The 26,049-nt window shown below is 75.7% G+C and carries 15 protein-coding genes; 13 read left to right on the forward strand and 2 right to left on the reverse strand.

Going from position 1 to position 26,049, the window contains the following annotated elements:
* Positions 1–421 precede the first annotated feature (421 nt).
* From OG715_RS26060 to moeZ, 4 genes are all read left to right on the forward strand, one after another.
* Complete coding sequence (locus OG715_RS26060) at positions 422–2,248, forward strand: DUF3492 domain-containing protein (protein WP_266271353.1); 1,827 nt, start codon at positions 422–424, stop codon at positions 2,246–2,248.
* The gene (locus tag OG715_RS26065; RefSeq protein WP_266271354.1) at positions 2,248–3,375 is read left to right on the forward strand and encodes a hypothetical protein; all 1,128 of its coding nucleotides are present in this window, start codon (positions 2,248–2,250) and stop codon (positions 3,373–3,375) included. The genes OG715_RS26060 and OG715_RS26065 overlap by 1 nt, the downstream gene beginning before the upstream one ends.
* Before the next feature lie 121 nt (positions 3,376–3,496).
* Positions 3,497–4,498, forward strand: a complete 1,002-nt coding sequence (locus tag OG715_RS26070) for an NAD-dependent epimerase/dehydratase family protein (RefSeq protein ID WP_266271355.1) — start codon at positions 3,497–3,499, stop codon at positions 4,496–4,498.
* Positions 4,499–4,770: 272 nt separating this feature from the next.
* Positions 4,771–5,949, forward strand: coding sequence for an adenylyltransferase/sulfurtransferase MoeZ (gene moeZ / locus OG715_RS26075; protein WP_266271356.1), 1,179 nt, complete (start codon positions 4,771–4,773; stop codon positions 5,947–5,949).
* Between the two features lie 106 nt (positions 5,950–6,055).
* On the opposite strand, the gene OG715_RS26080 is transcribed toward moeZ, so the two are convergent.
* Positions 6,056–8,806 carry a lysylphosphatidylglycerol synthase transmembrane domain-containing protein gene (locus OG715_RS26080; RefSeq protein WP_266271357.1) on the reverse strand — a complete coding sequence of 917 codons (2,751 nt, stop codon included), beginning with the start codon at positions 8,804–8,806 and terminating at the stop codon, positions 6,056–6,058.
* 134 nt (positions 8,807–8,940) lie between these two features.
* Between OG715_RS26080 and OG715_RS26085 the strand changes: the two genes are divergently transcribed.
* From OG715_RS26085 to OG715_RS26100, 4 genes are all read left to right on the forward strand, one after another.
* On the forward strand, positions 8,941–9,288 hold the full coding sequence (locus tag OG715_RS26085) for an MGMT family protein (RefSeq protein WP_266271358.1): 348 nt from the start codon (positions 8,941–8,943) through the stop codon (positions 9,286–9,288).
* 147 nt (positions 9,289–9,435) lie between these two features.
* Complete coding sequence (locus OG715_RS26090; RefSeq protein ID WP_266271359.1) at positions 9,436–12,900, forward strand: ATP-dependent helicase; 3,465 nt, start codon at positions 9,436–9,438, stop codon at positions 12,898–12,900.
* Positions 12,901–13,015: 115 nt separating this feature from the next.
* Complete coding sequence (locus tag OG715_RS26095) at positions 13,016–16,264, forward strand: ATP-dependent DNA helicase (protein ID WP_266271360.1); 3,249 nt, start codon at positions 13,016–13,018, stop codon at positions 16,262–16,264.
* 190 nt (positions 16,265–16,454) lie between these two features.
* The gene (locus tag OG715_RS26100) at positions 16,455–17,726 is read left to right on the forward strand and encodes a PP2C family protein-serine/threonine phosphatase (protein ID WP_266271361.1); all 1,272 of its coding nucleotides are present in this window, start codon (positions 16,455–16,457) and stop codon (positions 17,724–17,726) included.
* Between the two features lie 4 nt (positions 17,727–17,730).
* Here OG715_RS26100 and OG715_RS26105 read toward each other — a convergent pair whose 3' ends face one another.
* Positions 17,731–18,702: an endonuclease/exonuclease/phosphatase family protein gene (locus OG715_RS26105; RefSeq protein ID WP_266271362.1), complete on the reverse strand. Its 972-nt coding sequence runs from the start codon at positions 18,700–18,702 to the stop codon at positions 17,731–17,733.
* A 99-nt stretch (positions 18,703–18,801) separates the two neighbouring features.
* Between OG715_RS26105 and OG715_RS26110 the strand changes: the two genes are divergently transcribed.
* From OG715_RS26110 to nudC, 5 genes are all read left to right on the forward strand, one after another.
* Entirely contained in the window at positions 18,802–19,458 is a 657-nt protein-coding gene (locus tag OG715_RS26110; protein WP_266271363.1) for a PadR family transcriptional regulator, read from the forward strand.
* Between the two features lie 159 nt (positions 19,459–19,617).
* On the forward strand, positions 19,618–20,388 hold the full coding sequence (locus tag OG715_RS26115; RefSeq protein ID WP_266271364.1) for an ABC transporter ATP-binding protein: 771 nt from the start codon (positions 19,618–19,620) through the stop codon (positions 20,386–20,388).
* Entirely contained in the window at positions 20,385–23,261 is a 2,877-nt protein-coding gene (locus tag OG715_RS26120; RefSeq protein ID WP_266271365.1) for an FtsX-like permease family protein, read from the forward strand. Before OG715_RS26115 ends, OG715_RS26120 begins: the two co-directional genes overlap by 4 nt.
* A gap of 176 nt (positions 23,262–23,437) precedes the next feature.
* On the forward strand, positions 23,438–24,850 hold the full coding sequence (locus OG715_RS26125; RefSeq protein ID WP_266271366.1) for a dipeptidase: 1,413 nt from the start codon (positions 23,438–23,440) through the stop codon (positions 24,848–24,850).
* 90 nt (positions 24,851–24,940) lie between these two features.
* Positions 24,941–25,891 carry an NAD(+) diphosphatase gene (nudC, locus tag OG715_RS26130; protein WP_266271367.1) on the forward strand — a complete coding sequence of 317 codons (951 nt, stop codon included), beginning with the start codon at positions 24,941–24,943 and terminating at the stop codon, positions 25,889–25,891.
* Positions 25,892–26,049: the final 158 nt, after the last annotated feature.

Genomic DNA, 26,049 nt, shown 5'->3' on the forward strand with positions numbered 1-26,049 from the left:
CCCGCCCCCGTCGAGGTGGGGCGGGGGATACCCCGCGAGGGGCCGCCGTTAACGCCATGATCGGGAAGAGGTCACTCCGGTTCACTCGTTCAGGTGGCAACCAGGCATGTGACCGATGGATTGCCCCGGGCCGGTCCTACCTTTCTGCTGTCGGACCGAACAGGTGTGGGGGAGCCGCGGCCGCCGGAGAACCCGGAGGGCGGCCGCGCGAGGGACGCCGACGGCCGGTGGCGGCCGACGGCGGCCACCGGTCCGGGCCGCCGTGTCTGCGGCGGACCGCCTCCTCCGCCCCGGGCCGCCCCCACGTCGCACGCGCCGCACGCGTCGCCGTGGGGCGGCCGGGCGCCGACCGGCCCGCGCGGCCGGCACCGCCCGCTCTGCCCGGCCATCCGTCGATCCCGTTCTGTCCTGGAGGTCTCCCGTGCGCGTAGCACTGCTCACCGAGGGTGTGCGCCCGCGCTCCCCGCGTGGCGCCGGCGGCTGGTGCGACCGGCTGGTGGACGGCCTGCGCGAGCACGACTTCGCGTGGTACGTCCTCGCCGGGACTGCCGGGACTGCCGGGACTGCCGGGACTGCCGGGACTGCCGGGGGAGCGGGCGCGGCCGACGCGGAGGACACGGCCAGGACCCCGGTCCACGAACTCGCCCTCCGGGGCCGCCGCCCGGCCGGTCGCGCGCCCGGCGCCCTGCGCGGCCGCCAGTACGCCGCCGCCTACGACCGGCTGGTGCGGTCCCTGCTGCGCCCCGGCGAACGGTCCGGCTTCGGCCCCGGTCTCTACCGGCTCGCCGAACTCGCCCGCGCCGACGGCGCACTGCCCGCCTTCCTGGTCTCCGACCGGGCCCGGCGCGTCCTGGAGCGGGTCTGGCGCTCGCCCGGCGCCGACACCTCCGCCGGGCAGCCGCTGGTCTGCGACGTCCTGGTCGCCGCCGACCTGCTCGAACAGTGCCTGCGGCCGCTCTCCGCCCCCTGGTACGGCACCGCGCCCGGCGGCCTCGGAGCCGCCGACCTCTGCCACGTCGTCGGCGGCGGCCCGGCCGCGCTGCCCGCGCTGGTCGCCAAGCAGCTGCACGGGGTGCCGTTCGTGGTCACCGAGCACGGACTGCACCTGCGCGAGCAGTACCTCGGCTACCGCGAGGCCCCCTACCGCTGGCCGGTCCGGGCCCTGCTGCTCGCCTTCTTCCGGGCGCTCACCGAGGAGACCTACCGGCAGGCCGCGATACTGACCCCGGGCAGCGCCCACGACCAGCAGTGGCAGCGCCGCTGCGGGGCCGATCCGGCGCGCACCCGGGTCGTGTACGAGGGCACTCCGGCCGTCGACCGGCCCGCCGCCGGCCCCGAACCGGTCGCCCCCACCCTGGTCTGGGCCGGGGCCCTGGAGCCGGGCCGCGACCCCGAACTCGCGCTGCACGCCTTCGCCCGGGTCCGCGCCGAACTGCCCGCCGCGCGCCTGGTCCTGCACGGGGAGGAGGCCGTCCCCGGCTACCGGGCGCACTGCGCGGCCGTCGCCGAACGGCTCGGGGTGGCCGACGCGGTCGAGTTCGCCGGGCGGCCCCGCTCGGCCGCCGAGGCCTGGGCGGACGGCACCGTGGTGGTCTTCTCCGCCCTCTCCCAGCGGCGGCCCCGCCTGCTGGCCGACGCGATGCTGAGCGGCCGCGCGGTGGTCAGCACCGATGTCGGGGTGGCCCGCGAGGTGGTCGGCCCGACCGGGCTGCTGGTGCCGCCGCGCGACCCGCAGGCCCTGGCCGGAGCCTGTCTCGCCCTGCTGCGCGACGGCGAGCGCCGGGCCAGGCTCGGGCTGGCGGGCCGCCTGCGGGCGCAGGAACGCTTCGCCGTCGAGCCGGTGACCGGTGCCTTCCGCGAGATCTACCTGGAGCTGGTCTCGCAGTGGCCGGCCTTCCCGGCCGCCGCGCCCGACGCGGGCGCGGGCCCGAGGCCCCGGCCGTTCGCCCGGCCCGCCGAGTACTGGATCAGCGACCGTCGTCGCACCGCGCCGGCGGAGGCCGCTCCGGCCGCTGCCGCGGCCGTGACGGCAGAGCCGGTGACGGCCGACGGCGCCGACAGCGACGGCAGCGACGGCAGCGACGGCAGCGACGGCATCGACCGTTCCGACCTTTCCGACCGTTCCGACGACGGTGGCACCGCCGACCGCGCTGACGGCGCCGCCGCCGTGGTGGCGCTGTCGCGGGGTCGGCTGCCGGCGGCCGGCGAGGCGCCGGACCGGTCCGGGTCGTTCGCGGAGGCGGTCTGATGGCGGGCGGCGGGGGAGCGGCGGCCGTCGGGCTCGCGGCCGGGTCGGGTGACCCGGTCCGGGAGGTGATGGCCGAGCACCGGGTGCTCTGCGAACGCGCCGTGGACCCGCTGGAGATCGCCGCCGGGCTGGCGGAGGCCGGGCTGGGACCGGCCGCCGCCGCCCGGTGCCGGCACGTCGACCTGTTCTCGCTCGCCGAGGAGCTGTACGCCCGGGTGCCGCGCAGGCCGCCCGCGGCGGAGCCGGCCGGGCCCGCCGGGGGCCGGCCGCGACGGGGCGGGGCGGTGCTGCGGACGGCGGGGCTGGCCGTGCTCCCGTGCGCGGCGGCGGTCGCGCTCGGCGGGGGCCGACCCGTCCTGCTGGCGGCGGCCGTTCCGCTGGTCCTGGTCCCGGCCGCCGCCGGGACGGCCGGAGCGGGCGGTGCGGAGGCCGCGCCGTGGGCCGGTCCGGGGCCCGGGGAGGGGCCGGAGGCGGAGCTGGGCCCGGTCCCGCCCGCCGTGCCGACCCCGCCCGCCGGGGCCCGCCGCTGGTGGGACCCGGCCGCGCGGGGGGCCGGTCTGGCCGCCCTGCTGCTGGTGCCGCTGGCCGTGACGGCCGACGGGCCGGAGCAGCGGCGGGTGACGGCCGCGCTGGTGCTGGCGGCGGCGCTGTCCACCGGGTCCGCGGAGTGGGCGGCCCGGTGGTACCGGCAGGTCGGCCGGGGGCATCTGGGGGAGGCGGCGACGCTGGCCGAGTTCAGGTCCCGGATGCGGCCGGTGCTCCCGGTGGCGCTGGCACTGCACCTGGCGGTGCTGGCCGTGCTGAGTTTCGCGGCGCTGGCCGTGCTGACCGCGCTCGCGCCGCGCCCGGGCCCGGCGCACGGCGGCGGGCTGCTGCATCTGGCGGCGGAGCGTGCCGGGCCCGCGCAGTGGGCGGCGCAGGGTGTGCTCGGTCTGCTGCTGGTGCTGCCCGTGCTGCTGGCGCGCTGCGGCCGTCCCGCGGCGGCCGCGCTGGGCGCGCTGGCCGGAGCGGCGGGCACGGCGGCGCCGCCCGCGCCGTCCGCCGGGCTGCTCGGCGGTGGCGCCGTGGCGCTGGCCCTGCTGCTCTACGCGTGGCCGGTGCTGGGCCGTCCCGATGCGCACCGCTGACCGCCGCCCGGGCGACGGCGCCCGGGGGCTGCCGGACAGCCTCTCGAACTCCCGCTTTCCCGTTGTTCACTCGGACCCGCCAGACCGTGCCCGGTCTGGCTTCGTGGAAGGACGCCCCCCGATGAGGGTGCTGCTGCTGGGCGCCGACGGCTTCATCGGCCGTCGGGTCACCGATCGCCTGCTCGTGGATCCGGAACTGCAGGTGACGGTACTCGGCCGGCGTGACTCCGCCGACATCCGTTTCGACCTGACCACCGGCAGCCCCGGGGCGCTGGCCCGGTTCCTGGACGCGGTCGCGCCCCAGGTGGTGATCAACTGCGCGGGAGCCACCTACGGCAGTTCGCGGACGCTGATCCGGGCCAACACGCTCGCGGTGGCGACCGTCTGCGAGGGGATCCGGCGCAGCCGGGAGCCGGCCCGGCTGGTGCATGTCGGTTCGGCGGCCGAGTACGGGCCGGTCCCGGGCGGGGTGCCGGTGTCGGAGAGCGCCGAGCCCCGGCCGGTGGGCCCGTACGGGGTGTCGAAGCTGGCCGGGACGGAGCTGGTGCTGGCCTCCGGGCTGGACGCCGCGGTGCTGCGGGTGTTCGACGTGGTCGGGCCGGGGGCGCCGACGGCCTCGCTGTTCGGGCGGCTGGCGGAGGGGCTGCGGCGGGCGCTGGAGCGCGAGGAGTCCCAGGTGCGGATGCCGGACCTGTCCGGATACCGGGATTTCGTGGATGTCAGGGATGTCGCGCGGGCGATCCAGGCGGCCGCGGTCTCGGCCGCGACCGGGGTGATCAACATCGGCAGCGGGCATGCTGTGCGGGCCCGGGAGGCGGCCCAGCTGCTGGTCCGGGCGTCCGGCTTCGAGGGGGCGGTGCTGGAGGAGAACCGGCAGGTCGTGCTGCCCGCGCAGGCCGGCGGCCCGGTCGAGCACGTACCGGGGCACGTGCCCGCGCACCACCTGCCGGGCCACCGGCCGGCGGAGCCCCGCCCGGGCGAGGGACGGGCGCCCGCGGGGGAGCCGGTGCCGTGGCGGCAGGCCGATGTGCGGACGGCCCGGGACCGTCTCGGCTGGCGGACACAGGTGCCGCTGGAGGAGTCGCTGGGGGACGTCTGGCTGGAGACGGCCTGCCGGGTCTGAGTCGGAGGTGCCGCCGGGGCCCGGACCGGTGCGGGCCGCGGCGGCACCGGGGACCCGCTGCTCCCGGGCCCCGGGGCGGTCCGCGGCGACCGTTCCGGGGCCCGGTGCGTGGTCCCACGATCCGGCGCGGCCCGTCTCGTCCTTCGGACGGGCTGTCTCGGAATACCGGGGCGGCGTGACACTGTTGGCCTAGCAGAGCCACCGCGGTGGCGGAGCAACAAGCCCCAAGAGGTTGGCCCCGGCCACCCGAACCGACGAGCAACGGAGAACCCGTGTCGCTGCCACCCCTGGTCGAGCCGGCCGACGAGCTCACCGTCGACGAGGTCCGCAGGTACTCCCGCCACCTGATCATCCCCGACGTGGGCATGGCCGGGCAGAAGCGGCTGAAGAACGCCAAGGTGCTGTGTGTCGGCGCCGGCGGTCTTGGCTCGCCCGCGCTGATGTACCTGGCCGCGGCCGGCGTCGGGACGCTGGGCATCGTCGAGTTCGACGTCGTCGACGAGTCGAACCTGCAGCGGCAGATCATCCACGGCCAGTCGGACATCGGCCGCTCGAAGGGCGAGTCGGCGCGGGACTCCGTCAAGGAGATCAACCCGTACGTCGAGGTGATCCTGCACGACGAGCGCCTCGACAACTCCAATGTCATGGAGATCTTCTCCGGCTACGACCTGATCGTGGACGGCACCGACAACTTCGCCACCCGCTACCTGGTGAACGACGCCGCGGTGCTGCTCGGCAAGCCGTACGTGTGGGGCTCGATCTACCGCTTCGACGGCCAGGCGAGCGTGTTCTGGGCCGAGCACGGCCCCTGCTACCGCTGCCTCTACCCGGAGGCGCCGCCGGCGGGCATGGTCCCGTCCTGCGCCGAGGGCGGTGTGCTGGGCGTGCTGTGCGCGTCGATCGGCTCGATCCAGGTCACCGAGGCCATCAAGCTGCTGGCCGGGGTCGGCGACCCGCTGGTCGGCCGGCTGATGATCTACGACGCCCTGGAGATGAACTACCGCCAGGTGAAGGTCCGCAAGGACCCGAACTGCGCGCTCTGCGGCGAGAACCCGACCGTCACCGAGCTCATCGACTACGAGGCCTTCTGCGGCGTCGTGTCGGACGAGGCGCAGGCCGCGGCCGCCGGTTCGACGATCACCTCGAAGCAGCTCAAGCAGTGGCAGGACGACGAGGAGGACATCTTCCTGATCGACGTCCGCGAGCCCGGCGAGTACGAGATCGTCAGCATCCCCGGCGCGGTGCTGATCCCGAAGAACGAGTTCCTGATGGGCAACGCGCTGGAGCAGCTGCCGCAGGACAAGAAGATCGTGCTGCACTGCAAGTCGGGCGTCCGCTCGGCCGAGGTGCTGGCCGTGGTGAAGTCGGCGGGCTTCTCCAACGCCGTCCACCTGGGCGGCGGCGTGCTCGGCTGGGTGAACCAGATCGAGCCGCACAAGCCGGTCTACTGATCGCACCGCTGATCGCACCGCGTTGTACCGACCACCGGGAAGGGCCCGCTACGGCGGGCCCTTCCCGCGTCCGGAGCCCCTTTTCCGCAGGAGCCCGGACGGGTCGCTAGAGCGCGCCCTTGCGCTGGAGCACGTTGTAGGAGATCCAGCCGGGCACCACCGGCAGCCAGAAGGTGAGCGCCCGGTAGAGGAAGACCGCCGGGGTGGCGACGGCGGCCGGCACGTCGGCGACGGTGAGCGCGCCGATCAGGGCGACCTCGACGGGGCCGATGCCGCCGGGGGTGGGGATGGCGGAGCCGGCCGCGTTGGCGGTCAGGAAGACCACGGCGACCGCCGAGAAGGAGATCGAGCCGCCGAAGGCCTGCACCGAGGCGTCCAGGCAGGCGGTGAACGACAGGGTCAGCAGCAGGATGCCGCCGAAGCCGGTGACCAGCTTGCTGGGCGTCTGCATGAGGTCGAGCATCCGCGGCACCACACCGAAGAACAGCGAGCGCAGCCGGTTCAGCACGAACCGCCGCAGCGGGGCGACCGCCGCCACCACCAGCGCCAGCACGGCCGCGCTCAGCACGCCGATGATCACCGCGCGGGAGGCGGAGAGGTCGCCGTTGGTCTGGCTGCCGGTGATCAGGCCGAAGCTGAACAGCAGCAGCAGGTGCCCGGTCAGGCCGGCCAGCTGGGAGGCGCCGACCGAGGCGACCGCCTGGCCGGAGCGGATGCCCGCCTTCTGCAGGTAGCGGGTGTTCAGCGCGATGCCGCCGATCGCGGCCGGGGCGACCAGCTTCACGAAGGAACCGGCGATCTGGGCGGCCACGGTCCGGCGGAACGGCAGCTTCTCCGGGACGAAGCCGGTCAGGCTCATCGCCGCGGCCACGTAGGAGAAGCTCGCCGCCGCGAGCGCCACCGCCGCCCAGGCCCAGTCCATCTGGGAGAGCTTCAGCTGGGCCGGCTTGACGGTGGTCAGCGTCAGGTAGGCGGCGAAGGTGAACGCGATCACCATGATCAGGGTCTTCGGCTTGAGCCGTTCCAGCCTGGCCGGCTCCATCGGCGCCTCGGGCGCGATCTGCAGGATCTGGCCGCGGATCCGGCTGAGCAGGTCCTCGCCGGCGACCGCGATGTCCTCCTCGGCCTGCTCCTGGGTGCGCTCGCCGGCGGCGACCTGCTCCAGTGCCTTGGCCTGGGCGGCGGTCTTGCGCTCCTTGCCGAGCTTCTTCAGGTCGACCCGGGTCGAGCGGCTCATCCCGACCGGCTGGAGCAGCGGCAGCGCCTGGGCGACCCGCTCGGCGCCGAGCACCGCGTTGGCGGTGGCGACCGTGCGCTCCGGGCCGATCCGCAGCGCGAAGGTGGTGAGCAGTTGGGCGACGTCGATGCGCAGGGTGAGGTCGGTGGCGGCGATGTCGCCGCCGGAGAGGTTGACCAGGCAGGCCGTCTTCCCGTCGACGACCAGCAGCGACTCGCCCGTGAGCCGGCGGTGCGCGATCCGGCGCTCGTGCAGGGCGGCGACCGACTCCCACAGCGAGGCCATCACCTGGTCGGTCACCTCCTCGTCGGCGAGCTCGTCCAGGGTGCGGCCCTCGACGTTCTCGTAGACCAGGATGGCGGCGTCCGGGCCCAGCTCGGAGGTGGCGACCAGCTGCGGGGCGCGGGCGCCGGAGGCGGCGGCCGCGTACGCGATCAGCGCCTCCTGCTCCAGCGCCTGGCGCAGCGACTGGGGGCTGCGCCGTACGGCCACCGAACGCAGCCGCAGCCGGCGCCAGGCCCGGTAGAAGAAGCCGGAGGCCTGCTGCTCGCGGTCGACGATGTGGACGTCCAGCGGCGGGCCGCTCTGCTGGGCGACCAGGTAGCGGCGGGTGCCGCCGGGGGCGTCGTGGGCGCGGTGGGCGCTGGCCGGGGTGAAGCCGACCTTGCGCAGGCCGATCATCAGGTGCTGCCCGGTGGGCCGGATGTTCGGCGAGCCGATCGCGTAGAGGGTGCCGTAGGCGACGGACCAGCCGATCAGCACGGTGAGCAGCAGGGACAGCGGGGTGGTGTAGCCGCCGAGCAGTTCGGTGATGCCGCTGAAGACGACCACCACCCACAGGGCGACCCGCCAGCGAGGTCTGCTCGACATGCCGACGGCCGTCATATAGGCGATCACCGGGGCGAGGTAGCCGTGCACCGGATCGGTCAGGGTGCCGACGGAGTCCAGCGGGAAGCGGGTCAGCGCGTCCCGGATGTGGTCGGAGGCGCCCTCGGCCACCCACCAGTCGATGCCCAGCGAGACGCCGTAGGCCAGGACCGAGGCGAGCACGCCGTCGGCGACCCGCAGCCCGTCGCGTTTGATCAGCCGCTCGACCGCGAAGGCGAGCGGCACGGCCAGCACCGCGACGTTGGAGACCAGGCCGGTGATGGTGGACAGCACCGGGGAGAAGCGGGGCGCGTTCTCGGCGATGTCGATCTCGATGCCGGTGGTGGTCGAGGTCGCCACACCGGCGAGCACGAACACCGCGACGATGCCGAAGACGCCGACCAGGAAGCGGATGAGGTCCGAGGGGCGGTGCGCGCGGGCGGCGAGCAGCGGTTCGTCGACGTCCAGGTGCGGGGCGTCGTCCAGCGGGTCGTGCTCGGGGCGCGGGGCCGGGCCCTGTGTGCCGTCGGTCACGGCACCCGGTGCGGGTTCGACCGCGGGAGGCTGGCTGGGTACGGCGGCGGGTGCCCCGGTCGCGGGGCCGGCCTGCTCGGGGCTCTTGATCGTCCGTTCCTTGATCAGGGAGACTACCGGGGACGGCGCGGCGGCGGGATGTCCGCCGCGACCTGCGGGCATGCTGTCGGAGGACTCGTCGGAGCCCTCGTCCACACCCACGTCAGCCGTCCCGGTCATCTGGTCTTGTCCTCGTATCACCACTCACCGCCCCGAAGATGGTGGCATGCCTCGGCGCCCCGCGCTGGACAGGGGCCGGATCGGGCGCGGCGGATCGTTCGCACGGGCCCCGCCGTCCGGCCGGATGCGGAAGAATGCCGCAGGTGACGGACGCCCCCGACGAGGCCGGCCGCGGTGAGCTGCCTCCCTTCGCCGAACTCGTGCTCGATCTGACCGAGCGGATTCCACCCGGCCGGGTGATGACCTACGGGGACATCGCCGAGTACCTCGGCCAGGGCGGGCCCCGGCAGGTCGGCCGGGTGATGGCCCTGTACGGCGGCGCCGTCCCCTGGTGGCGGGTGGTCCGCGCCGACGGTCGCCTGCTGCCGGGCCACGAGCACCGCGCCCTGGGCCACTACGGCGACGAGGGCACCCCGCTGCGGGAGCTCGCCGACCCGCCCCGGGTCGACCTGCGGCGCGCCCGCTGGGACGGCGACGCCTAGCCACTCCGGTACCCGCGGGTCGGGTCCGGATCGGGCGGAATCACGTGCGCGGACGGGAATGACGGGGCAGGATCGTAGGCTCGATGTACGACGGGCCCCTCGACGGGGCCCGCCCGCAGTTGCCCGAGCACGACCCCCAGGACGTCCGTGAGCTCCCCCTACCGTCTGGTGCGCAGCCCCCTCGTACCGCCCGTACCGCCCGAACTCGACGCCTACCAGCGCGCCGTGGTCGAGCACACGGGCGGTCCGCTGCTGGTGCTCGCAGGGCCGGGCACGGGCAAGACCACGACGCTGGTGGAGGCCGTCGCCCGGCGGATCGAGAACGGCACCGATCCCGAGCGGATCCTCGTCCTCACCTTCAGCCGCAAGGCCGCCGTGGAGCTGCGCGACCGGATGGCCGGCCGGCTCTCCGTCACCGCCGCGGGTGCCCGCGCCGCCGCCCCGCAGGCCACCACCTTCCACTCCTTCTGCTACGCCCTGCTCCGGGCCCACCAGGACCCGGCCGACTACGCCGAGCCGCTGCGGCTGCTCTCCGGCCCCGAGCAGGACGTCATGGTCCGCGAGCTGCTCGCCGGCGGCGCCGAGGACGCCCGGCGCGGCCGCTCCCGGATCGCCTGGCCGCTCGACCTGCGCGCCTGCCTGACCACCCGCGGCTTCGCCGACGAGGTCCGCGCCGTGCTCGCCCGCAGCCGCGAGCTCGGGCTGGGCGAGGACGAGCTGGCCCGCTTCGCCGAGGGCGTGCGGCGCCCCGACTGGGCCGCCGCCGCGCACTTCCTCGCCGACTACCTCGACGTCCTCGACCTGCGCGGCGTCCTCGACTACGCCGAGCTGGTGCACCGCGCGGTGCTGCTCGCCGAGCGCCCGGAGGTCGAGCGGAGCCTGCGCGAGCGCTACGACGCGGTCTTCGTCGACGAGTACCAGGACACCGACCCGGCCCAGGTCCGGCTGCTGCGGAGGCTGGCCGGCGGCGGGCGCGAGCTGGTCGCCGTCGGCGACCCGGACCAGTCCATCTACGCGTTCCGGGGCGCCGACATCAACGGCATCCTGGAGTTCCCGCAGACCTTCCGGCACGCGGACGGCCGCCCCGCCGAGGTCAAGGTGCTGCGGGTGTCCCGCCGCTCGGGTGCCGTGCTGCTCGCCGCCGCCCGCGAACTCGCCCGGCGGATGCCGATGGGCCGGCTGCCCAGCGACAAGCTCGCCCAGCACCGCGCCCCGCTGCCCGCCCGGGAGGGCGGCCGGGTCGAGGTCCGCACCTACCCGACCCCCGGCGCCGAGCTGGACTCGGTCGCCGACCTGCTGCGCCGGGCGCATCTGGAGGACGGCGTGCCGTGGGGCGAGATGGCGGTGCTGGTCCGGGCCGGCGCCCGGTCCATCCCCGGGGTGCGGCGGGCGCTCGGCGCGGCCGGGGTGCCGCTGGAGATCGACGGCGACGACCTGCCGCTGCGCGAGGAGCCGGCCGTCGCCCAACTGCTGCTGGCGCTGCGGGTCTGCGCCGAGCAGGCCGTCCGCGACCGCCGGGACGACCTGGAGGACTCCGAGGACGCCGAGGACTCCGGGGGCACCGGGGACGCCGGGGGCACCGCGCCCGACCCGCTCACCACCGAACTCGCGCACGCCCTGCTCACCGGTCCGCTCGGCGGCCTGGACGGCGCCGACCTGCGCCGCCTCGGCCGCACCCTGCGTGAGGAGGAACGCGCCGTGCTGCGCGCCGAGGCCGCCGAGCGGGCCCGCGCCGCGGCCGCCGAGGACGACGGCGAGGGCGATGCCCCGGCCGCTGTTCCCGCCGCCGTCGTCCCGGCCGCCGCCGTCCCCCGCCCGGCCGGCGAGCTGCTCCGCGAGGCCCTCGCCGAACCCGAGCGCCTCGCCGTCCTGGACACCCCCTACGCCCGCCGCGCGTACGCCCTCGGCAGCCTGCTGCGCAAGGTCCGCGAGGCCCTCGCCGGCGGCTGCACCGCCGAGGACGCCCTCTGGCAGCTGTGGGAGGGCTCCCGCCGCTGGCGCGAACGCCTGGAACGCGCCGCCCTGCGCGGCGGCGGCGCCGGCCGCAACGCCGACCGGGACCTCGACGCCGTCTGCGCGCTCTTCGAGACCGCCGCCCGCGCCGAGGAGCAGGTCACCGGCCACCGCGGCGCCCTCGACCTGCTCGCCGAGCTGGAGGCCCAGGACATCGCCGCCGACACCCTCACCGTGCGGGCCGTGCGCCCCGAGGCGGTCCGGCTGATGACCGCCCACCGCGCCAAGGGCCTGGAGTGGCGGCTCGTCGTCGTCGCCGGCGTCCAGGACGGCCTCTGGCCCGACCTGCGCCGCCGCGGCTCCCTGCTGGAGGCCGACCGGATCGGCCGCGACGGCCTCGCCGAACCCCTCACCCCCGCCGCCCTGCTCGCCGAGGAACGCCGCCTCTTCTACGTCGCCGCCACCCGGGCCAAGGACCGGCTGGTGGTCACCGCCGTCAAGGCCCCCGCCGACGACGGCGACCAGCCGTCCCGCTTCCTGCGCGAGCTCTACCGCGAGGAGGTCGACCCCAGGACCGGCCGGGTGCTGCGCCGCACCCCGGCCGTCACCGTCGAGGACGTCACCCACCGGCCGCGCCGCCCGCTCGCCGTGCCCGCGCTGGTCGCCGAGCTGCGCGCGGTCACCGTCGACCCCGCCCGCTCGCCCGAGCTGCGCCGGGCCGCCGCCGAACGGCTCGCCACCCTCGCCCTCGCCACCGACGAGGAGGGCCGCCCGCTCGTCCCCGCCGCCCGCCCCGAGGCCTGGTGGGGCCTGGACGACCCCACCGCCGCCCCCGCCCCGCTGCGCGACGCCGCGCTGCCGGTGCGGCTGTCCGGCAGCGGCCTGGAACAGCTGGAGAGCTGCTCGCTCCAGTGGTTCCTGGACAAGGAGGTCAAGGCCCGGGGCACCTCCTCCGCCGCGCAGGGCTTCGGGAACGTCGTGCACGCCCTCGCCGACGAGGTCGGCTCCGGCCGCACCCCCGCCGACCTCGCCGTCCTGATGGAACGCCTGGACACGGTGTGGGACGCGCTCGCCTTCGACGCGCCGTGGAAGTCCCACCAGGAGAAGTCCGAGGCCCGCGACGCCCTGGAGCGCTTCCTCACCTGGCACGTGATGTCCCGGGGCCGCGACGTCGTCGCCACCGAGCACGGCTTCGACGTCACCCTCGACGCCGGCGGCGTCCAGGTGCGGATCCGCGGCTCGATGGACCGGGTCGAGCAGGACGAGGCCGGCCGCGCCTACGTGGTCGACTTCAAGACCGGCAAGCAGATGCCCACCGACAAGTCCCTGCCCGACCACAAGCAGCTCGCCGTCTACCAGCTCGCCGTCCGCTCCGGCGCGCTCAACGGGCTGCCCGGCTTCGACGCGGCCACCGCCGCCGAGTCCGGCGGCGCCGAACTCGTCCAGCTCCGCAAGCCCGACAAGACCGTTCCCGAGGCGCCCAAGGTGCAGCGGCAGGACCCGCCCGACGGCGAGCCGTGGATCGAGAACCTGCTCGCCGACGCCGCCGGGCGGATCCTCGCCGAGCGCTTCGTCCCGCAGACCGGCGGCGGCTGCGACCGCTGCACCTTCCGGCGCAGCTGCTCCGCCCAGCGCGAGGGCGTCCAGGTCGTCGAGTAGGGCCGTCCGTCCACCCCCGTGACCGGGGCCGGGGCCGCGCGGCGTGGCCCTCGCAACACGTGGCCGTCGCCACAGCGGGGCCCGGGCTGTCGGCGGCCCCCGTTACCGTTGCGTGGTGACCGCCGTGCTCAGCCATCCCGACCAGCTCAAGGAGCTGCTGGGCATCCCCTTCAACCGGGAGCAGATCGCGGCCGTCGGCGCACCGCTGCGGCCCGCCGTCATCGTCGCCGGCGCAGGGTCGGGCAAGACCACCGTGATGGCCGCCCGGGTCGTCTGGCTGGTCGGCTCCGGTGCCGTCCGCCCCGAGCAGGTCCTCGGCCTCACCTTCACCAACAAGGCCGCCGGCGAACTCGCCGAGCGCGTCCGCGCCGCCCTGCGCCAGGCCGGGGTCGGGCAGCCCCCGGCGGACGACGGCCGGTCCGCCGGCCCCGCCGACGAGGACCTCGGCGAACCCGAGATCTCCACCTACCACGCCTTCGCCGGCCGCCTCCTCAAGGAGCACGGCCTGCGCATCGGCATAGAGCCCGACGTCCGGCTGCTCGCCGACGCCACCCGCTTCCAGCTCGCCGCCAAGGTGCTGCGCACCGCCCGGGGCCCGTTCCCCGCCCTCACCGGCACCTTCACCGGCCTGGTCGCCGACCTCACCGCCCTCGACGGCGAGCTCGCCGAGCACCTCGTCACGCCCGAGCGGCTGCGCGCCCACGACGAGGACCTGCTCGACGCCCTGGCCGGAGTCCGGCTCGGCAACGAGGACCTGCGGGCGGTGCCCGCCACCGCCCGGGCCCGGCTGGAACTGCTGCGGCTGGTCGAGGACTACCGGCGCCGCAAGAGCGCCGCCGGCCTGATGGACTTCGGCGACCAGATCGCCGCCGCCGCCCGGCTCGCCCAGCAGCGCCCGGAGGTCGGCGCCCTGCTGCGGGACCAGTACCGGGTGGTGCTGCTCGACGAGTACCAGGACACCTCGGTCGCCCAGCGGCTGATGCTGGCCGGCCTGTTCGGCGCCGGACCGGACGGCCCCGCCCCCGGCCACCCCGTCACCGCCGTCGGCGATCCCTGCCAGGCCATCTACGGCTGGCGCGGCGCCTCCGTCGCCAACCTCGACGACTTCCCGCGCCACTTCCCCGCCGCCGACGGCACCCCCGCCGACCGGTACGCGCTCAGCGAGAACCGCCGCAGCGGCGGCCGGCTGCTCGCCCTCGCCAACGGGCTGGCCGCGCCGCTGCGCGCCATGCACGAGGGCGTCGAGGCGCTGCGCCCCGCCCCCGGCGCCGAACTCGACGGCCGGGTGCGGGCCGCGCTGCTGCCCACCCACGCCGAGGAGATCGACTGGCTCGCCGACGAGATCGCCCACCTGGTGCGCACCGGCACCGCCCCCGGCCGGATCGCCGTGCTGTGCCGGGGCGGCGCGGCCTTCCCCGACGTGCACGCCGCGCTGGTCGCCCGCGAGGTGCCGGTCGAGGTGGTCGGCCTCGGGGGGCTGCTCCACCTGCCCGAGGTCGCCGACCTGGTCGCGGTGTGCGAGGTGCTCCAGGACCCGACCGCCAACGCCGCGCTGGTCCGGCTGCTGATCGGCCCGCGCTGGCGGATCGGCCCGCGCGACCTCGCGCTGCTCGGCCGGCGCGCCGCCGAACTCGTCCGCACCGCGCGCCCCGAGGGCGTGGAGCCGCTCGCCGCCGCCGTCGCCGAGACCGACCCCACCGAGGTGGTCTCGCTCGCCGACGCCCTGGAGAGCTTCCTCGACGGCGAGGAGCCCGAGGACCCGGACGCCCCGGCGTTCTCCGCCGAGGCCCGGATCCGCTTCGCCCGGCTCGCCCGCGAGCTGCGGGAGCTGCGCCGCTCGCTCGCCGAACCGCTGATGGACGTGCTGCACCGGGTGCTCGCCGTCACCGGTCTGGAGGTCGAACTCGCCGCCTCCCCGCACGCGCTCGCCGCCCGCCGCCGGGAGACCCTGCACGCCTTCCTCGACGTCGCCGCCTCCTTCTCCGACCTCGACGGCGACCCGGGCCTCGCCGCCTTCCTCGGCTTCCTGCGCGCCGCCCAGGAGCACGACCGGGGCCTGGACGCCGGCCTGCCCGGCGGCGAGGACACCGTCAAGGTGCTCACCGCGCACAAGTCCAAGGGCCTGGAGTGGGACGTCGTCGCCGTGCCCGGCCTGGTCAAGGGCGCCTTCCCGTCAGCCAGCCCGCGCGAGCGCTGGACCAGCGCCAAGCGGGTGCTGCCGCACGCCCTGCGCGGCGACGCCGCCACCCTGCCCGATGTGCGGGGCGGCTGGAACGCGAAGGCCATGAAGGAGTTCAAGGCAGCCCTGGCCGAGCACTCCGCCACCGAGGAACTGCGCCTCGGCTACGTCGCCTTCACCCGCCCCCGGGCGCTGCTGCTCGCCTCCGGCCACTGGTGGGGGCCCAGCCAGAAGACCCCGCGCGGCCCCTCCGCCTTCCTGGAGCAGCTGCGCGAGCACACCGAGCTCCCCGGCAACGGCGAGATCGACCACTGGGCCGAGCCGCCGGCGGAGGGCGCCGAGAACCCGGCGCTCGCCGCACCCGTCGAACGCCCCTGGCCGCTGCCGCTGGACCCGGCGGCCCAGCACGCCCGTCGCCGGGTCGCCGAGGTCGTGCACCGGCGCCTGGCCGGGCAGCCCGCCCCCGACCCCGGGCCGATGGCGCCCGAGGACCGCCGGCTGGTCGAGTCCTGGGACCGCGACCTCACCGCGCTGGTCGGTGAGTTGGAGCGCTCCCGGGGCCGGGTGCGGGAGGTGCCGCTGCCGGCCTCGCTCTCCGCCACCCAGCTGATGCGGCTGGCCGCCGACCCGGACGGCTTCGCGCACGACCTCGCCCGCCCGATGCCCCGACCGCCGCAGCCCGCGGCCCGGCGCGGCACCCGCTTCCACGCCTGGGTGCAGTCGCGGATCGAACCGCTGATGCTGATCGGCCCGGGCGCGCTGCCCGGCGCCGACGACGACGGCATCGAGGACGAGCAGGACCTGGAGCGGCTCAAGGAGGCGTTCCTGCGCAGCCCCTACGCCGACCGCTCCCCGCTGCGGGTCGAGGCACCGTTCCAACTGGTACTGGCGGGCCGGGTGGTGCGCGGCCGGATCGACGCGGTCTACCGTGATGGTGACGGCGGGTCAGAAATGGGCGGCGCGTCACGCTACGAAGTGGTGGACTGGAAGACGCAGCGCGAGGAGACCGCCGACCCGCTCCAACTCGCGGTGTACCGACTGGCGTGGGCCGAACAGGCCGGCGTTCCGCCGGAGCAGGTCACGGCCTCGTTCCTGTACGTCCGGAGCGGCCGGATCGAACAACCCGCAGGACTTCCCGACCGAAAAGAGTTGGAACGGCTCCTGATCGGGAACAGTGAAGAATGAGTCACAGAGAGCATTCAAGTCATCACGGCATCGGGCGAAACCTGTGCGTAGTGCACGTTTCGCGCCTATTGTGGGGTCGGTAACCGGTCAACCCCCGTGCTCCGGCCGCCAGCGAGGCCCGTATTCCCTAACCCTCAGTCATCACCGCAGGTGTCCTCGGGCATCCGCGTCTTCTGCTGGAGAACCGAAGTTGAGCGCGACCGGATGGATCAGAGAACGGTTCGCCGGGCCGACCCCGGGAACCGCACCCGGCGCGACCGGCACCTGGCCGAGGACGGCACTGTCGCTGCCGTTCATCGGTATGGCGCTGGTCGTCGTCCTCGACTACTTCACCGACGCCGCGGTGACCGTCGAACCGGCGCTCACCGCCGTCCCCGCGCTGGCCGCCGTGGTCAGCCGACGCACCTGGTACCCCCTCGCCATCGGCGCCTGTACCGAGGTCGCCGCCTTCGTCATGGCCGTGCGCAACGACGTGCTCGCCGAGTCCGTGCACAGCGCCACCGTCTTCGCCATCGTCCTCGTCGCCGTGATCAGCTGGGTCAGTGCCACCCTGAGGCTGCGCCAGGAGCGCCTCCTCGCCGACGCCCAGCTGGTCGCCTCCATCGCCCGGCGGGTTCTGCTGCGCCCCGTCCCCGACCGGGTCGGCACCGTCCGCGCCGCCGTCCACTACGCCGCCGCCGCCGCCCACGCCCGCATCGGCGGCGACCTCTACGAAGTCGTCAACACCCGGCACGGCGTGCGCGCCGTCGTCGGCGACGTGCGCGGCAAGGGCCTCGGCGCCGTCGAGACCGCCGCCGCCGTGCTCGGCGCCTTCCGCGAGGCCGCCCACCAGGAGGCCGCCCTCGACAAGGTCGCCGGCTGGCTCGCCGACAGCCTCGACCGCGCCCTCCACGAGAACGACCACCCCGGCGTCGAGGAGGAGTTCGTCACCCTGGTCCTCATCGGCGTCGGCCCCGACGGCACCGCCGAGATCGTCAACTGCGGCCACCCCGCCCCGCTGCTGCTGCGCGGCGGCGAGGCCGTCCGTCCGCTCGAACTCGCCGAGACGGTGCCCCCGCTCGGTGTCCTCGACCCCGCCGACGTCCGGCCCCCGGTCCACCGGGTGCCGCTGCGCCCCGGCGACCGGGTGCTGCTCTTCACCGACGGCGTCATCGAGGCCCGCGACCGGGCCGGCGTCTTCTACCCGCTCGCCGAACGCTTCCCCCGGCACGCCGACGGCGGACCCGTCGAGGTGCTGCACCGCCTGCACGAGGACGTCGTGCGCCACGTCGGACGCCAACTCGGCGACGACGCCGCCATGCTGCTCCTCCAGTACGATCCGCCGCCGGTCACCGACCGGCCCGTCACCGCCACCACCGCCGCGGCCGCGCAGGCCCCGGCCGACCCCGGAGGGCAGCCCGCCCCGCCGGCCCCGCGCACCCCGTCCGTCCCGCAGCAGAACGCGCACCTCTCCCGGCAGTGAGCCCCTAGAGCGAGACCCGGACCACCAGCGGGCGGTGGTCCGACACCGCCGTGCGCGGCGCCGTCGCCGGGCCCACCGCCGTCCGCGGCACCCCCACCGCCAGGACATGGTCGAACTGCACCGCCGGCCGGTGCGAGGGGTAGGTGGGCGTGCGCGCCAGGTCGTACCAGCCCTGGAGCCGCGCCCGGGGCTCCCGCACCCGCCGCCGGCGCGGCTCCACCAGCGCCGGCCGGGCCCGCCGGGCCGCCCGCAGCTCCCGCACCCGCGCCCGGGGTGCCGACCGCTCCAGCGCGCTCGCCCCGCCCAGCACCGTGCGCGGCACCGCGCCCACCAGGTTGAAGTCCCCCAGCACCAGGTACGGCTGCGGCAGGTCGGCGATCCACCGGCGGATCGCCGCCAGCTGCGCCATGTTCCAGCCCGGGACGAACGACAGGTGCGCCGCGACCACGGTGAACGGCCCCTTCTCGCCCTCCAGCACCGCCGCCAGCGCCGCGCGCGGCTCGTCCGGAACGGGCGTCAGCCCGCGCCGTCCGGCCACCCGCAGCGGGAGCCCGAACGGCGCCGGCGCGAACCGGCGGGCCCGCCAGTGCAGCACCGGCAGCCGGGTCAGCAGCGCGGTGCCGTAGGCGGGCGGTGCCTGCGCGCCGAGGTCGGCCGGCCCGTACACCTGGATCCCGGGGGGCGCCGAGGGCTCCGGCAGCCAGCCGGCCACCGGCGCGGGGCGGCCGTGCAGGGCCGCGGCGAAGCGCCAGTCGGCGGCGCCCATCGCGGCGGCGGCGACGGCGGCCTGGTCGGTGCCGCCGGAGCGGGCCTGGTGCCGGTCCACCTCCTGGAGGGCCAGCACGTCGGCGTCCAGCGCGGCCACCGCCTTCGCGAGCGGTGCCGCGGGGTCGGGCGGGAAGGGCCGCGGGGCGCCGTCGGGGGCCAGCGGTCGGCCGTGCAGCAGGTTGAAGGTGGCGATGCGCAACTGGCTCACGCGGTACGACGTTACCGGTCGCCGTCGGCCGGTCCGCGTCGGCTCCCGTCCGGGGGGCCCGGCTTGACCCGTCGAGCATACCGGGTATACATACTCAGTATGTCCATCCGCCACGGCCTGCTCGCCCTGCTCGACCAGGGGCCCAGCTACGGCTATCAGCTGAGAACCGAGTTCGAGGCGCGCACCGGCGCCACCTGGCCGCTGAACGTCGGCCAGGTCTACACCACCCTGGCCCGACTGGAGCGTGACGGACTGGTCGTCCCCGCCGGGGAGGACGAGGAGGGCCACCAGTTCTACGAGGCCACCGAAGCCGGCCGCGCCGAACTGCGGACCTGGTTCGACACCCCGGTGCCGCGCACCAACCCGCCCCGGGACGAACTCGCCATCAAGCTCGCCATGGCCGTCACCGTCCCCGGCGTCGACGTGCCCGCCGTCGTCCAGGGCCAGCGCCGGCACAGCATCAAGGCGCTCCAGGACTACACCCGGCTGAAGGCCCGCGCCCTGGCCGGCGAGAGCCGGCCCGGTGGACCCGCCGGGCCCGGGCAGCCCGGCGCCGACCTCGCCTGGCTGCTCGTCCTCGAACAGCTGATCTTCCAGACCGAGGCCGAGGTCCGCTGGCTCGACCACTGCGAGACCCGGCTCGCCCAGCACGCGGAGGTGGAGCAGGCCCGCGCCGCGGAGAAGAGCGCCGCCGGGGCGGGTGACGGCCCGACGGCCGCGCCCGCCCGCTTCGGCCGCCGCCGCAGCAAGGCCTGACACCGGGCCCGTACCACCCGGCCCGAACCACTGGGCCCGTACCACCCGGCCCGTACCACCCGGCCCGAACCACTGGGCCCGAACCGAACCGGCTCGAACCCGAACCACCGGCCCGACCGCCGCCACCGCGCGACGGGCCCCACCACAGCAGGGGGAACCGTGTCCCACACCGATCCGACCAGGAGCGGCGACGCCGTCCTGCACCTGGACCACGTCACCCGTGTCCACGGCCAGGGCGCCGCCGAGGTCCAGGCACTGCGCGGCGTCGACCTCAAGGTCCGCCCCGGCGAGTTCGTCGCCGTCATGGGCCCGTCCGGCTCCGGCAAGTCCACCCTGCTGACCCTCGCCGGCGGCCTCGACACCCCCAGCGCCGGCCAGGTCCTGGTCGAGGGCGTCGCCCTGGGCGGCCTCAGCCGCAAGCGGCTCGCCGAGGTCCGCCGCCGCTCCGTCGGCTACGTCTTCCAGGACTACAACCTGATACCGGCCCTCACCGCCGCCGAGAACATCTCCCTGCCGCGCGAACTCGACGGCCTGTCCGCCCGCGCCGCCCGCCGCGAGGCCCTCGTCGCCCTGGAGGAGCTCGGCATCCCCGAACTCGCCGACCGCTTCCCCGACGACATGTCCGGCGGCCAGCAGCAGCGCGTCGCCATCGCCCGCGCCCTCATCGGCGACCGCCGCCTCGTCCTCGCCGACGAGCCCACCGGCGCGCTCGACTCCACCACCGGCGAGTCGGTGCTCGCCGTCCTGCGCCACCGCTGCGACGCCGGCGCCGCCGCCATGATGGTCACCCACGAGGCCCGGCACGCCGCCTGGGCCGACCGGGTCGTCTTCCTCCGCGACGGCCGCATGGTCGACGAGAGCGCCAGCCAGGACGCCGGCAGCCTCCTCCTCGCCGCCGCCACCAACGCGAAGGGCCCGGTGGCGGAGTGAAGCTCAGCTCCTGGCGGGTCGCCCTGCGCATCGCCCGCCGCGACGCCCTGCGCGCCAAGGGCCGCAGCGCCCTCGTCGTCGCCATGGTCGCCCTGCCCGTGCTCGGCGTCGCCGGCGCGGACGTGGTCTTCCGCAGCGCCGACCTCGACCCGGGCGAGAAGGTCGTCCGCGCGATGGGCCGGTCCGCGGCCGAGCTGCGGATCCTCGACCGGGGCGCCGTCGTCCTCCAGGCCCCGGACCCCGCCGAGGACTTCCACATCACCGACGCCTCGGAGACCAAGAAGGAGAACGGGCAGCCCGCCTACACCCCCGAGCAGCGGCTCAGCCTCGACACCGAACCCGCCGATCTCGCCCGCCGGCTCCTGCCCGGCGCCACCCTGGTGCCGTTCCGTGAGGGCCCCTACACCGCCACCAGCACCGCCGAGGGCCTCACCAACGTCCGGATCACCGAGGCCGACCTCGCCGACCCGGTCTGGCGCGGCCGCTACGACATCGTCAAGGGCCGCGCCCCCAGCGCCGACCACGAGGTGGCCGCCAGCCAGGAGTTCCTGAACACCTCCGGGCTGCGGATCGGCGACCGCACCGCGCCCCGCGGTCTCGAAGCCACCCCCTTCACCATCACCGGCGTCGCCGAGTACCCCGGCGACCTGCGCGGCGCCGTCCTGTACGCCCGCCCGGGCGCCGTGCTCGACAAGCTGCCGAGCAACGGCGCCCGCGCCGGCGTGACCTCGGTGAGCGAGGGCGTCAGCCACTGGCTGGTCAAGCTCCCCGCCGGGGCCGACATCGACTGGCCCAAGGTGGTGGAGCTCAACAAGTACGGCTTCGTCGCCACCTCGCGCGCCGTGCTCCTCGACCCGCCGGCCCGCTCCGAGGTGCCGTTCTACGCCTACCAGGACAGCCAGGGCAGCAGCAGCGGCAGGACCGCCTTCTTCGACCGGACCGCCGTCGTCGTCCTCGGCACCGTGGTCGGCATGGCCCTGCTGGAGATCGTCCTGCTGGCCGGGCCCGCCTTCGCCGTCGGCGCACGCCGCTCCCGGCGCCAGCTCGGCCTGCTCGCCGCCGGCGGCGGTGACCGCGCCCAGGTGCGGGCCGTCGTCCTCGGCGGCGGTGTCGTCCTCGGCCTCACCGGCGCCGTCGTCGGCCTGGCCGGTGGCATCGGCCTCGTCGCGCTGCTCCGCACCCGTGCCGAGGAGTCCGCCGGCCAGCGCTTCGGCCACTTCGACCTGCAGCCGCTCGACCTGCTGGGCATCCTGCTCATCGGCCTGGTCACCGGTCTGCTCGCCGCCGTCGTGCCCGCCGTCCAGGCCTCCCGGCAGGACGTCGTCGCCGCCCTCACCGGGCGCGACAACCTCAAGCCGCCGAGCCGCAAGCTCGCGCTGCTCGGTCTGCTGATGCTCGGCGGCGGCTCCGCCCTCGCCCTGCTCGGCGCCACCGGCGGCTTCGGCAGCCGCTCCCTCGCCGTGCTCGGCGGCTCCGCGATCGCCGAGCTCGGCATGGTCGCCCTCACCCCCTACCTGGTCGGCCTGTTCGGCCGGATCGGCCGCTGGCTGCCGCTCGGCCCCCGCCTCGCCCTGCGCGACTCCGTCCGCCACCGCGGCCGCACCGCCCCCGCCGTCGCCGCCGTCATGGCCGCCGTGGCCGGCAGCGTCGCCGTCGGCGTCTACGTCGCCAGCAGCGACGAGGAGCACCGCCGCGAGTACGTGGCCGCCGGGCCCGCCAACGCCGTCATCCTTGCCAGCGGCTGGGGCGCCGCCTCCGACGGCTCGATGCTGTCCCAGCAGCGCGGCGCCGTGCAGAACTCCGTCCCCGGCCTCGGCGTCCGCGCCGACGTCCAGCGGGTCAACTACCTGGGCGACTGCCGGGCCTCCGGCCAGAGCTGCGGCCGCGTCTCGACGGTCCTGCCCGAGGAGCGGCAGTGCCCGATCTGGGGCAAGGGCCGCCGCAGCCTCAACCAGGAGGACATCGCCCGGCTCGGCCGTGAGGACCCGCGCTGCAAGGAGCGCGCCATCACCCGGGGCAACAGCTTCGGCGCCGTCCAGTCCGGCGACGCCACCCTGCTGCGCAACCTCTACAGCGTCACCGACCCGGCCGCCGGGCAGGCGGTCGCCGCGGGCAAGGCCGTCGTCTTCGACGAGCGCTACGTCAAGGACGGCAAGGTCGCCCTCGAACTCACCGAGCCCTACCCGGACGGCCCGATGGACGCGGACTTCGAGCCCGCCTCGCGCACCGTCACCCTCGACGCCGTGTTCGTCGGCGGCCAGTCCAACGTCGGCGGGACCGCCGTGGTCAGTGCCGAGACCGTCCACCGGCTCGGCCTGACCAGCAGCGACGCGGGCTCCGTCTGGCTGCCCGACACCGCGCCCACCGACGGGGCCGAGCAGCGGGCCCGGGCCGCCCTCGCCAAGCTGTCCGACGGCATCGAGTTCGACATCGAGCGCGGCTACCGGTCGCCGGGCGACCTGATCAGCCTCGGGCTCACCGCGTTCGCCGGCCTCGTCGCCCTCGGCGCCGCAGGCATCGCCACCGGCCTCGCCGCCGCCGACTCCCAGCGCGACCTCACCACCCTCGCCGCCGTCGGCGCCGCGCCCCGGATCCGGCGCACCCTGTCCGGGTTCCAGTGCGGGGTCATCGCCGCCATGGGCGCCCTGCTCGGAGCCGTCGCGGGCATCGTGCCCGCCGTCGCCCTGCGCAAGGTCGAGGCCGCCGGGGCGGTCTACCCGGGGATGAGCCTCCAGGAGGAGACGGCCCGGGGCATCGTGGTGTTCCCCTGGCTCAACATCGGGGTCACGGTGGTCGTGCTGCCGCTGCTCGCGGTGGCGCTGGCCGCGCTGCTCACCCGCTCGCGGATCTCGCTGCTGCGCCGCTCCGGCTGATCCGCGCCGCCCTTCCCGTTGTCCCGTCGACCGTTCTCGACCGTTCTGTCGACCCGTCACCCCCGGCCGCCGCTCCCCGCGCGCGTCCGGGGGTGACGGACGTTACAGGCCCCGGGGTGCCCACCCTGCGGGACCGGGGCCGCTGCGGGGTCCCCGGGCGAACTAAAGTCGTCGGCATGACGAGAACCCCGGACAGCGTCGTCCGCTCCTTCATCGACCAGCACCAGGCCGACTTCCTCGCGGACCTCGCCGACTGGCTGCGCATCCCCTCGGTGTCCGCCGACCCCGACCGGGCCGAGGACGTGCGGCGCTCCGCCGAGTGGCTGGCCGCCAAGCTGCGCGACACCGGCTTCCCGGTGGCCGAGGTGTGGGAGACGGACGGCCTGCCGGCGGTCTTCGCCGAGTGGCCCTCCGGGGACCCGTCCGCGCCGACCGTGCTCGTCTACGGGCACCACGACGTGCAGCCCGCCGCCCGTGAGGACGGCTGGGCGACCGACCCGTTCGAGCCGACCGTGGTCGGCAACCGCCTGTACGCCCGGGGCGCCGCCGACGACAAGGGCCAGGTCTTCTTCCACACCCTCGGGGTGCGGGCCCACCTGGACGCCACCGGCCGCACCGCGCCGGCCGTCAACCTCAAGCTGCTCGTCGAGGGCGAGGAGGAGTCCGGCTCGCCGCACTTCGCCGGGCTGGTCCGCCGCGAGGCCGACCGGCTGGCCGCCGATGTCGTCATCATCTCGGACACCGGCATGTGGTCCGAGACCACGCCGACCGTCTGCACCGGCATGCGCGGCCTCGCGGACGCCCAGATCGACCTGTACGGGCCGGACACCGACATCCACTCCGGCTCCTTCGGCGGCGCCGTGCCCAACCCGGCCGCCGTCGCCGCCGAGCTGGCCGCCGGCCTGCACGACGCCGACCACCGGGTCGCCGTCCCCGGCTTCTACGACGGCGTGGTCGAGCTGACCGACCGCGAGCGCGAGCTCTTCGCCGAGCTGCCCTTCGACGAGGCCGCCTGGCTGAAGGTCGCCAAGTCCTACGGCACCCGCGGCGAGGCCGGCTACTCCACCCTGGAGCGGATCTGGGCCCGCCCGACCGCCGAGGTCAACGGCATCTGGGGCGGCTACACCGGTCCCGGCGGCAAGACCATCGTGCCCGCCTCGGCCCATCTGAAGCTGTCCTTCCGGCTGGTCGCCGGGCAGGAGGTGGAGAAGGTCCGCGAGGCCGTCCGCGGCTGGGTGGCCGACCGGGTGCCCGAGGGCATCAGGTACGAGCTGGTCTTCCCGGGCGCGACCAGGCCCTGCCTGACCCCGCTCGACCACCCGGCCCTGCAGTCCACCGTCCGGGCGATGGGACGGGCCTTCGAGCAGCGGATCCTGTTCACCCGCGAGGGCGGTTCCGGCCCCGCCGCCGACCTCCAGGACGTGCTCGGCGCGCCGGTGCTGTTCCTCGGCATCTCGGTGCCCTCGGACGGCTGGCACTCGGTGGACGAGAAGGTCGAGCTGGACCTGCTGGCCAAGGGCGTCGAGACCGCCGCCTACCTGTGGGCCGACCTCGCCGAGAACTGGCGGCCCGGCGGCGGGCAGGAGTGAATCGGCAGCGCGCGGCCGGGGCGGCGGGAGACGCCCGCACCCCCGCCCGCGCCGCGCACCCGACCCGTCCGGAAGATTCATCACGTGGGGATGGAACAGTTGAGCACCGTGCCTGAGACCGAACACCCGTTGCACCTGGCGCTGGCCCGGGCCGGGGTGGACCGGGCGGCCCAGCACCGGGTCGACGAGCCCTGGCTGGCGGCCGCGTGGAGCCACCCGTCCACCAAGGTGCTGCCGATCGCCGGCGGCGAGGCGTTCGTGGTGGACAGCGGGCAGGGGACCGAGCTGGTCCTGCTGCCCTCCTTCGAGGCGCCGCAGAACGGGGACCGGTACTTCCTCGGCACCGACGAGGACGGCGTCTCCTACTTCGCGCTGGCGGGCGAGAGCCTGCCGGGCCGGCTGGACGGCGACGCCCGTCCGGCCGGGCTGCGCGAGGTCGGCGCGCTGCTCTCCGACCGGGACGCCGGGCTGCTGGTGCACGCCGTCGCCCTGGAGCACTGGCACCGGCTGCACAGCTTCTGCTCGCGCTGCGGCCACCCGACCGAGAAGGCCGGCGCCGGGCACGTGCGGCGCTGCACCTCCTGCGCGGCCGAGCACTACCCGCGCACCGACCCGGCCGTGATCATGATGATCACCGACGAGCAGGACCGCTGCCTGCTCGGCCGCCAGGCGCTCTGGCCCGAGGGCCGCTGGTCGACGCTGGCCGGCTTCGTCGAGCCGGGGGAGTCGATCGAGCAGGCGGTCGTGCGCGAGGTGTTCGAGGAGGCCGGGGTGAAGGTCGCCGAGGTCTCCTACGTGGCCAGCCAGCCGTGGCCGTTCCCGTCCAGCCTGATGCTGGGCTTCCTGGGCAAGGCACACCCGGACGGCACCGCGATCACCGTGGACGGGGAGGAGCTGGCCGAGGCGCGCTGGTTCTCCCGGGAGGAGCTGCGGGCGGGCATGGCGGCGGGGGAGATCCTGCCGCCGTCCGGGATCTCGATCGCCCGGCACCTGGTCGAGCTCTGGTACGGCGAGCCGCTGCCGTCGGCGGCCCGCTGGTAGTTCCGGCGGCGGCCCCCGCGGGGCCGGGGTTCGGAGCCGGGGTTCGGAGCCGGGGTTCGCAACCCGGGGGTGCGGAACCGGGAGTTCGGAGCGTTCCACGGATTGGGGGCGCGCGGAGTTGATTCGCGCGCCCCCAATTTCCATTCCGAACCCGTCTC

It is taken from the genome of Kitasatospora purpeofusca, assembly GCF_036010405.1.
Lineage (GTDB): Bacteria > Actinomycetota > Actinomycetes > Streptomycetales > Streptomycetaceae > Kitasatospora > Kitasatospora purpeofusca.

Excerpts from the sequence above, each read along its gene's own strand:
- OG715_RS26065 (WP_266271354.1), top strand. The coding sequence starts at position 2,248 with ATGGCGGGCGGCGGGGGAGCGGCGGCCGTCGGGCTCGCGGCCGGGTCG.
- OG715_RS26070 (WP_266271355.1), top strand. The coding sequence starts at position 3,497 with ATGAGGGTGCTGCTGCTGGGCGCCGACGGCTTCATCGGCCGTCGGGTC.
- OG715_RS26080 (WP_266271357.1), bottom strand. The coding sequence starts at position 8,806 with ATGACCGGGACGGCTGACGTGGGTGTGGACGAGGGCTCCGACGAGTCC.
- OG715_RS26085 (WP_266271358.1), top strand. The coding sequence starts at position 8,941 with ATGCCGCAGGTGACGGACGCCCCCGACGAGGCCGGCCGCGGTGAGCTG.
- OG715_RS26110 (WP_266271363.1), top strand. The coding sequence starts at position 18,802 with ATGTCCATCCGCCACGGCCTGCTCGCCCTGCTCGACCAGGGGCCCAGC.
- OG715_RS26125 (WP_266271366.1), top strand. The coding sequence starts at position 23,438 with ATGACGAGAACCCCGGACAGCGTCGTCCGCTCCTTCATCGACCAGCAC.
- nudC (WP_266271367.1), top strand. The coding sequence starts at position 24,941 with ATGGAACAGTTGAGCACCGTGCCTGAGACCGAACACCCGTTGCACCTG.